We start from the raw sequence: 9,549 nt of genomic DNA on the forward strand, positions 1-9,549 counted from the left end.
AAATTTGACATATGAAAGCCAAGACCCTTTGGCAGCCTCACAGGACTACATTTAAAAGGGCTTTACTTATCGTATATGCTTACTCGATCTTGTTGATCTGTCTCTTGCAAATCAACTTCGATACGCTCTTCACTTGATGTTGGGATGTTCTTTCCTACATAATCAGCGCGAATTGGTAGTTCACGATGACCTCTATCAACAAGAACCGCCAGTTGGATTTGAGATGGTCTACCTAAATCCATAAGAGCATCCATTGCTGCTCGAACTGTTCTTCCTGTATATAACACGTCATCCACAAGGATAACTTTTTTCTTCGTAATATCTACAGGGATATCAGAACCTTTTACAAGTGGTTCTTTATTTTTGGATTGCAGTGTTAAATCATCACGATATAACGTAATGTCTAACTCTCCAACTTCCATTTCTTTTCCTTCAATTTGACCAATTCGTTCTGCCAAACGTTGTGCAATAAAAATTCCACGAGTTTTAATTCCGACAAGAACACAATTATCGACACCTTTATTTCGTTCCACGATTTCATGACTAATTCGTGTTAAAGCACGGCGAATCATTTGGTCATCTAAAACGACAGCTTTCTCTTGCATGCTCTACACCTCCAAGCTTTTTTTCTTGCGTGAGAGTAATGGTATAAAAAAAGTCCTCTCAGCGTGTGCGAGAGGACTTTTGAAAAAAGGGTACAGCATACCCTCAGTATTTCAAACCGTTACCTTCTCAACCTCACGGGGCTGTGTTAAAGGATCATTATTTAACTGTTGTCAGTATCTCAGTTTTCTTGTGATTTGTCAATACTATTTCCGTAAAATATTTAATGCTTCTTCAAATACTTCTGGAATCGGTGCCTCAAACTGAATATATTCACCAGTACGAGGATGATCAAAGCCTAAAATACCTGCATGAAGTGCTTGTCCATTCATATCTAACGTTTTCTTGGGACCATACTTCGGATCTCCTGCAAGTGGATAGCCAATATATTTCATATGAACACGAATTTGGTGCGTACGTCCCGTTTCTAAGCGACATTCTACAAGTGTAAAGTCTTTAAAGCGTTCTAACACTTGGAAGTGAGTAACAGCGTTTTTACCATTTTCATCAACTGTCATACTTTGACGCTCTTTCTTATCACGACCAATTGGTGCATCGATAGTCCCCTTATCATGCGGGATAACACCGTGCACAATTGCTTTGTAACGTCTTGTTACTGTTTTTGCTACAAGTTGATTTACAAGTGATTCATGCGCCATATCATTCTTAGCAACCATTAATAATCCAGATGTATCTTTATCAATACGATGCACAATACCTGGACGCATTACACCGTTGATACCTGATAAATCTGTACAATGGTGCATAAGGCCGTTTACAAGCGTACCACTTGTATGTCCTGGCGCTGGATGTACAACCATACCACGTGGTTTATTTACAACAAGCACATCTGCATCTTCATAATAAATTTCTAAATTCATATCTTCTGGTTGAATATCTAACGCTTCTGGATCAGGAATCGTTACTGTAATTTCATCTTCTTCTTTTACTTTATAATTCACTTTTACTGCTTTCCCGTTTACTGTCACAACATCATCTTTAATCCATTGCTGTACTTGTGAACGTGACCATTCGTTATTTATTCCTGCAACGAATTTATCAATTCGCTCATTTTTTTGCTCTTCTACAACTGTTACTTGTACTACTTCACTCATTCAATTACTCCTTCGCTTTCTTGCCTTCTAATAATGTTTGAATAATAATTAATACAACACCAATACATAACGCTGAATCAGCTATATTGAATACTGGATAGTTGTACGAGAAAATATACACGTGAATGAAATCCACTACTTCTTGTCTAAATACACGATCAATAAAGTTACCAATTGCCCCGCCTAAAATTAGGCCTAACGAAATACCTAGAAGCTTGTCTGTTTTCGCATACTTTTTCATATAAAATACGATAAACACTACAAAAACAACTGTAATAATGTAGAAGAACCACATTTTATTTTCTAAAATACCCCAGGCAGCGCCTCTATTTCGATGTGATGTTATGTATAATACATTGTCGATAATTGGAATACTCGTACCCAATTCCATGTTCTTTACAATTAACCACTTCGATATTTGATCGATAGCAATGACAAATAACGCTATTACATAATATATCATTTTCATTTCCCCCACAAAGACAGTGTACCTCAAAATTTTAGCATAGCTGCTACCTTTTCACAATGAACCTTTATAGAAGAATAAAATAAATTAAAAAAAGGTAATATAATATCGTTGTGCGTATTCATACATTTACCTTTTCATAGAAAAATTCATGAATTGTTCGGGCAGTCGGCATTGTTTTCATTTGCTTTGTCGAAATTAATCTCCCGGTCTCTTCACAAATACCGTACATGTCTATTTCCATTTTAAATAATGCACGTTCTACATCCTTTAAATCCTCTTTTATATCATGTAATAGCAATTTTTTCTTTATCTCTTCCTTAATTTCATATCCAAGCTCTTGGCTGAACTCGACATCATATTTGTGCATTACTTCTTTAGCTAGTCTCTCTTGCAACTCTTTTCTCATCAATTGCAATTCTTCTTTTATTTCCATGTAGATTTCATTCACGTGTACATTCCTCCTAGCTGTAATGTACAGTTAGTGTGTCCGAAATTTATTTGCTTACCTCACACACATTTTTCCTTCACAGGAAAGAGCCTGAAAGTTATTTTGATATATCATCAAAATAAAAAACTGACTGCATAAATAGCAGTCAGTTTTTTATTATTTTACATAGTTTTCTTTCACAACTGTTGCACAACGCTCACATAATGTTTCATGTTCAGCATCTTTACCAATTGTTTCTGAAACTACCCAACAACGTTCACATGTTTCACCAGTTGCTTGAGCAACAACAACCGCTGTATGTTCATACTTCGGTGCATCTGCTGGCGCTTCTTCCATCATACCACCAAGTTTATACTCAGAAACGATGAATAATTGCTTTAAGTCTTCGCTAATAGACTCTAACATAGCTTTCATTTCTGCAGTTGGATATAGCGTAATGCTTGCATTTAATGACTTACCGATTACTTTTTCATTACGAGCTACTTCTAGTGCTTTTAACACGTCATCACGTAATGTCATAAATGCATCCCATTTTGTTTTTAATGCTTCCGCGTCATCTAATTGTACAGCTTCTGGCATATCAGTTAATTGTACACTTTCTTCTGTTACGCCTGGAATGTATGGCCATACTTCATCAGCTGTATGCGGTAAGATTGGTGTTACAAGTTTCGTTAACGCAACAAGAACATCATATAATACAGTTTGAATTGCACGACGATCTTCGTGGTTTGCACCTTCAATGTATAAAATATCTTTTGCAAAATCTAAGTAGAATGAACTTAAATCAATTGTACAGAAGTTATGAATTGCATGATACACAGCAGCGAAATCGTATGTCTCATATGCTTCTTTAACTTTTGTAATTAAGTCATTTAATTTCACTAACATGTAACGATCTACTTCACGAAGCTCAGCTACAGCTACTGCATTTTCACTTGGCTTAAAGTCGTCTAAGTTTCCTAATAAGAAACGGAATGTGTTACGGATTTTACGATACACTTCTGCTACTTGTTTTAAAATATCATCTGAAATACGTACGTCAGATTGATAGTCAACAGAAGATACCCATAAGCGTAAGATGTCTCCGCCTAATTGATCCATGATTTTCTTCGGTACGACGATGTTTCCAATCGACTTACTCATTTTACGTCCTTCACCATCTAGTACGAAACCGTGGCTTAGTACGCCTTTATATGGAGCTTTACCTGTTACAGCAACTGCTGTTGATAATGAAGAGTTAAACCAACCACGATACTGGTCAGATCCTTCTAAATATAAATCAGCTGGACGCTGTAAATCTTCGCGCTCTTCTAATACAGCTTGGTGAGAAGAACCTGAATCGAACCATACATCCATGATGTCTGTTTCTTTACGGAATTCGCCATTTGGGCTACCTGGATGTGTAAATCCTTCTGGTAATAGATCTTTCGCTTCACGCTCAAACCATACGTTAGAACCGTGTTCACGGAATAAATCTGCTACATGGTTAATTGTTTCATCTGTAATAATTGGATCGCCATTCTCAGCATAGAATACCGGAATTGGCACACCCCATGCACGCTGACGAGAAATACACCAGTCACCACGGTCACGAACCATATTATGAAGACGAGTTTCTCCCCATGCTGGTACCCATTTTGTTTCCGCTACAGCTTCTATTAATTCTTTACGGAATGCTTCAATAGATGCAAACCACTGTGCTGTCGCACGGAAAATAATTGGTTTTTTCGTTCTCCAATCATGTGGGTATGAATGCGTAATGAATGTTAGTTTCAGTAACGCGCCTACTTCTTCTAATTTTTCTGTAATTGGCTTGTTAGCTTTATCATAGAATAAGCCTTCAAATCCAGGTGCTTCATTTGTTAATACACCTTTATCATCAACTGGGCAAAGTACTTCTAATCCATACTTTTTACCAACAACGAAGTCATCTTCCCCGTGTCCTGGTGCTGTATGAACACAACCTGTACCTGCATCTGTTGTTACGTGATCTCCTAGCATTACTAATGAATCACGATCGTAGAATGGATGTTTTGCAACTGTGTACTCCAGTTCGCTACCTTTTACTGTTTTCACAACTTCAGCATTTTCCCACTCTAACGTTTTTGCAACTGTCTCAAACAGCTCAGAAGCAATGATATATTTCTCATCATTTACTTTTACAATGCTATATTCAAGCTCTGGGTGAACAGAAATACCTAAGTTTGCAGGTAATGTCCAAGGTGTTGTTGTCCAAATGATGTACTTTTCATCACCTTCTAATACGTTCTTTCCATCTTTTACAGGGAATGCTACGTAAATAGATGCTGATTTTTTATCTTGATATTCAATTTCAGCTTCTGCTAAAGCAGATTCACTCGTTGGAGACCAGTAAACTGGTTTTTGACCTTTATAGATATAACCTTTTTTCGCCATGTCACCAAACACTTTAATTTGTTGTGCTTCATAAGCGGGCTCTAAAGTAATATATGGATTATCCCAATCTGCACGTACACCTAGACGCTTAAATTGTTCACGTTGACGTTCTACTTGTTCATATGCATACTCTGCACATAACTTACGGAACTCAGCAACTGTCATTTCTTTACGCTTTACACCTTTATTTGTTAAAGCTTGTTCAATTGGTAAACCGTGCGTATCCCATCCTGGAACATATGGCGCACTAAAACCAGTCATTGATTTATAACGAACAATAAAGTCTTTTAATACTTTATTTAATGCATGTCCCATATGAATGTCACCATTCGCATATGGAGGTCCATCATGCAATACAAATAAAGGACGACCTTTTGTATGTTCTTGTACTTTTTCGTAAATATTCATTTCAGCCCATTTTTCTTGCATTGCAGGCTCACGTTTTGGTAAGTTCCCACGCATTGGGAACTCTGTTTTCGGCATCAGTAATGTATTTTTGTACTCCATGCTCAATTCCTCCTTACATGTATATAAGAAATACTTAAAAAACGGAATAAAAAAGAGACTTTCTCATCCCAAAAAGGGACGAGAAAGTCTCCCGCGGTACCACCCTAGTAGATCATATACATATGTATAGAATCCTCTTATATTCTTAACGCGAATACACGCCTACGCTTACTCTATTTGTTCAGCGCGGAACTCCAGGGTGATATTCCCACTATCTCCTTATCCTGAGCTTACACCGTCCTCAGTTCGCTATATAAGGTTTGAAAAGGTACTTATCCCTATCTTCGTTTTTCTTAATAAATATGTTGTTTAAAATTATATGTAATAATGAGAAAAACGTCAAGCTTACACTGTTTCTTCTTTTTTCAACAGTTCATCTACTTCGTCTTCTAACTCAATTAGTTTATCCCAATCATCGTTGTTTAACATTTCAAGCTGTGTTTCTAATAACATACGGAAACGAGTTCGGAATACTTTCGCTTGTTTCTTTAACTCTTCAATATCAAAAGCAACTTTTCTTGATTTTACTAATGCTTCGTTAATAATACGATCAGCATTCTTTTCAGCTTCACGCACAATTAATTTCGCTTCTTTTTGCGCATTACGTTTTACTTCTTCCGCTGCTTCTTGCGCAACAACGATAGATTTGTTTAACGTATCTTCAATATTAGAGAAATGATCTAACTTCCCTTCTAACTGCGCAACTTTTTCTTCTAAAGCTTTTTTCTCACGAATGACCAATTCATAATCTTTGATAATTTGATCAAGAAACTCATTTACTTGATCTTCATCATAGCCACGGAATCCGCGACCAAATTCTTTGTTATGAATATCTAATGGTGTTAACGGCACAACGCCACCTCCAAGTAGTTATCTAAATTTCCTCTTTCAATTATATCTTTTCTTCGACAAAATAGGAGGATTTCCTTCTAAAAAACCAATCATTTTAGTATACCATACAAAATTCTCCATTTGTCGCGTTTTGTTCTACCTTCTACAGAAAATAATTTACTTCGGCCATATCCTCTAACAGAGAAAACGTCTCCTGGATAACATTCATAAGAAGTTTGTTCCACTATTTTCCAATTAACTTTTACTAAACCATTTTTAATGAAAGGTTGTACTTTCTGTCTAGATAAATGTAACATTTCAGCTAACATAACATCTAAACGAAGTGAAGAAACCGTTCCAGATTTCTCCCCCCACGTTTCATGTATCTGTAGAATTTGTTCTCCTTGTACTGCTGATAAGGAGACTTTTACTTTTCCTATTGCTTGTAAGTTCATCTCAATGTACGATACGATTTCTTTCGCAACTACAATTTGGGCACGATTTTCTTGCAGCAAAATATCACCACATTTTTCTCTCGTTAAACCAAGAGACATAAATGTACCTAATATTTGCCTATGTTCTAGCGTATAAAACTTGGAAGGATAGTCAATTTCTAATACTTCTACTTGAAATTCTTCTTCATTTAATTCTAGATAGTCTGGATAAATGAGTGCTCTTTTACGCTCTGCATTAGGCGTTGCACCACCAAATTGCACAGCAACATCTCCTTGTCCAATTACCATAGAAACAATTTGTTGCTGTCTTGGATCAAGGAAATCTGTTAATTTCACTTGATGGTACTCCGCCGTTCGCTTCCACTCTAGCACTTTATCTACAAAGACCTCTTCATCAGGCCTAAAATGTTCGTAAATGCTCATGTATTTAACCTCTTACTATAAGAAATAGCCGAACAAGCTGAACAAACCACTTTTAGCAAGTTTTAACGCAAAAATCGCAACGAGTGGAGAAATATCAATCATACCCAGCGGCGGAATAAATCTGCGGAATGGTTCTAAATACGGTTCACAAATTCGCGCCAAGAACTCTCCAAAAGATGATTCCTTTGCACCAGGAAACCATGATAGGAGAATGTAAATAATCAGTGCCCACGAGTAAATCTCGATAGCAGAACTTAACACCATTAAAACTGTTGTCATGGCGTATTACCACCTCTTTATATTTGTTTCTTCTTCTTCACCGAATAACTCTGAAATTGCACCAACAATATCAACATTTTCAGGTGTACACATAAATGTTTTCGGTCCTATTTTTTGAATGTCCCCGCCTATAGCGTATACAGTACCACTTAAAAAGTCAACGATACGTACCGCTTGATCAGTAGACATTCTCTGCAAATTAATTACAACAGCTCGTCTACCTTTTAGGTGGTCCGCAATCCCTTGCGCTTCCGAATATGTGCGTGGTTCTAATAAAACAACTTTTGAAGATTGTTTTGCTGTTTCAATACTCACAACATTTTGCTTCGGTTGCGCTTTCGGAAACGTAACATCTTGTTGTTCTGGTGGATCTTGCTGCTTTTTCATGTCTGTTTGCTCCTTTTCATAACCATATTGAGCTGCTTCTTTTTCTTCCGGTGTATCAAAAAAGAAGTATTTTACTTTTGACCAACTCATAATAAGATTCTCCTTCCTTTTACGCTTTTCCTACTAAAATCGTTCCCAAACGAATATATGTAGCCCCTTCTTCAATTGCAATCGTGTAATCGTTGGACATTCCCATTGATAATTCTTTACATGGCGCATGTAATAACTCTAGCTCCTGCACCTCTGTTTGTAGCATACGTAATTCCTTAAAACAGCGTCTGATTTCTTCCTCTTCTTCTGTAAATGGAGCCATCGTCATTAGTCCAACCACTTCAATTTTATCGAATTCTTGCAAACTTTGAATAAAAGAAACAACCTCTTCTATTGCCAATCCTTGCTTCGATTCTTCAGATGAGGTTTTCACTTGAATAAAGCATTTCACTTTCTTATCAGCACGTTTCTGAATTTCTTTCGCCAGGGAAAGACGATCTAACGAATGTAAATAATCAATTTCATTAATGATTTCTTTTACTTTTCTCGTTTGTAATGAGCCAATAAAGTGCCAATTAACTTTTGAACCGAAATGCTCGTATTTCTGTAAGAAACCTTCATTTCTATTTTCACCTAAATCGATAATTCCAGCTTCAATTACTTCGTTTGTTTTTTCAATCCCTACAGTTTTTGTCACTGCAACAAGTTTAATATCTTGCAACGAACGTCCAGCTCGAGCGCAAGATTCTTTAATAGCTTCGTTTACAATCACTAAATTTTCTTGTACTGTCACTTGCTTCCTTCCTCCTTAAAACCTATGAAACTCAACATTCTTCCTGTCTTACCTTGATCACGACGATGAGAGAAAAATAGTTGCTCTTCACAGCTTGTACAAAGAGATGACATTACAATATGCTCTTCTTTTATGCCTGCTTGTACACATAATATACGATTAATTTCTTTTAAATTAATTGCGTACTGCCCGTCAGAAATTTTTTGATGAGGAACAGCACCGCTAACTACTTCCTGTGCTGCTGTTAATACACGATCATCCACAACATAACAACAAGATCCGATCGACGGCCCAATTGCAACATGAATTTCATCACTTGAAATACCTTCTGCATTCCACTTTTGAATCATTTCCTTTGCAATCTCTTGTACAGTGCCTTTCCATCCAGCATGCGCAAGTCCTATCATACCATGTGATGGTGCATAAAAATAGAGCGGAACACAATCCGCGTAACAAGACGTTAACAGAACATCTTCATTACTCGTATAAATGCCATCTGTTTTTGAAATGCCGTCCTCATATGAATAGACGCCACTTCCTTTTTCCTGTTGCCCTACTTTTTCAACATGATGAGCATGAACTTGTTCAGAGCAAATCCAGTTTTCTAATGGTTTTTGTAACTTATTTGCTAAAATGCGTCTGTTTTCATGAACGTTCTCCACGATATCATTCACATGTAATCCTAAATTCATCGCATGAAAGGAGCCCGTACTTATCCCACCATCTTTTGTCGTAAATCCAGCAGTAATGTTTCCAAGTTCTTTCCACGCTTGTAAATACAGTATACCGTCCACATATTTAAATGGTTCTCTCATAATAAAGCGGCTCCTTTT

At 36.8% G+C, this 9,549-nt stretch carries 11 protein-coding genes and 1 other annotated feature; all 11 genes read right to left on the bottom strand.

Translation table 11 applies throughout. The annotated features are described in order from the left end of the window. Positions 1-62: 62 nt before the first annotated feature. Positions 63-605: a bifunctional pyrimidine operon transcriptional regulator/uracil phosphoribosyltransferase gene (gene pyrR / locus MR167_RS15985; RefSeq protein ID WP_001156491.1), complete on the bottom strand. Its 543-nt coding sequence runs from the start codon at positions 603-605 to the stop codon at positions 63-65. A 204-nt stretch (positions 606-809) separates the two neighbouring features. Continuing rightward, the gene (locus tag MR167_RS15990) at positions 810-1,718 is read right to left on the bottom strand and encodes an RluA family pseudouridine synthase (RefSeq protein WP_000005854.1); all 909 of its coding nucleotides are present in this window, start codon (positions 1,716-1,718) and stop codon (positions 810-812) included. Between the two features lie 4 nt (positions 1,719-1,722). Beyond that, on the bottom strand, positions 1,723-2,181 hold the full coding sequence (gene lspA, locus MR167_RS15995; protein WP_000642180.1) for a lipoprotein signal peptidase LspA: 459 nt from the start codon (positions 2,179-2,181) through the stop codon (positions 1,723-1,725). Positions 2,182-2,305: 124 nt separating this feature from the next. Further along, positions 2,306-2,635: a TraR/DksA C4-type zinc finger protein gene (locus tag MR167_RS16000; RefSeq protein WP_001002956.1), complete on the bottom strand. Its 330-nt coding sequence runs from the start codon at positions 2,633-2,635 to the stop codon at positions 2,306-2,308. Positions 2,636-2,791: 156 nt separating this feature from the next. After that, entirely contained in the window at positions 2,792-5,557 is a 2,766-nt protein-coding gene (ileS2, locus tag MR167_RS16005; RefSeq protein WP_000455953.1) for an isoleucine--tRNA ligase, read from the bottom strand. Between the two features lie 71 nt (positions 5,558-5,628). After that, positions 5,629-5,851 (bottom strand) — a binding site (T-box leader). A 51-nt stretch (positions 5,852-5,902) separates the two neighbouring features. After that, complete coding sequence (gene divIVA, locus MR167_RS16010; protein ID WP_001131611.1) at positions 5,903-6,409, bottom strand: septum site-determining protein DivIVA; 507 nt, start codon at positions 6,407-6,409, stop codon at positions 5,903-5,905. An 89-nt stretch (positions 6,410-6,498) separates the two neighbouring features. Continuing rightward, positions 6,499-7,266 (bottom strand): YlmH family RNA-binding protein, encoded by a 768-nt coding sequence (locus MR167_RS16015; protein WP_000029712.1) that lies wholly within the window; start codon positions 7,264-7,266, stop codon positions 6,499-6,501. A gap of 15 nt (positions 7,267-7,281) precedes the next feature. Next, positions 7,282-7,545, bottom strand: a complete 264-nt coding sequence (locus MR167_RS16020; RefSeq protein ID WP_000214323.1) for a YggT family protein — start codon at positions 7,543-7,545, stop codon at positions 7,282-7,284. A gap of 6 nt (positions 7,546-7,551) precedes the next feature. Then, positions 7,552-8,022 carry a cell division protein SepF gene (locus MR167_RS16025; RefSeq protein ID WP_000119129.1) on the bottom strand — a complete coding sequence of 157 codons (471 nt, stop codon included), beginning with the start codon at positions 8,020-8,022 and terminating at the stop codon, positions 7,552-7,554. A 19-nt stretch (positions 8,023-8,041) separates the two neighbouring features. Then, positions 8,042-8,716: a YggS family pyridoxal phosphate-dependent enzyme gene (locus tag MR167_RS16030; protein WP_000218005.1), complete on the bottom strand. Its 675-nt coding sequence runs from the start codon at positions 8,714-8,716 to the stop codon at positions 8,042-8,044. Then, positions 8,713-9,531, bottom strand: coding sequence for a peptidoglycan editing factor PgeF (pgeF, locus tag MR167_RS16035; protein WP_001209008.1), 819 nt, complete (start codon positions 9,529-9,531; stop codon positions 8,713-8,715). The genes MR167_RS16030 and pgeF overlap by 4 nt, the downstream gene beginning before the upstream one ends. Positions 9,532-9,549: the final 18 nt, after the last annotated feature.

The sequence above is a fragment of the Bacillus cereus group sp. BfR-BA-01355 genome (assembly GCF_022663675.1).
GTDB classification, from domain to species: Bacteria; Bacillota; Bacilli; order Bacillales; family Bacillaceae_G; genus Bacillus_A; species Bacillus_A thuringiensis_S.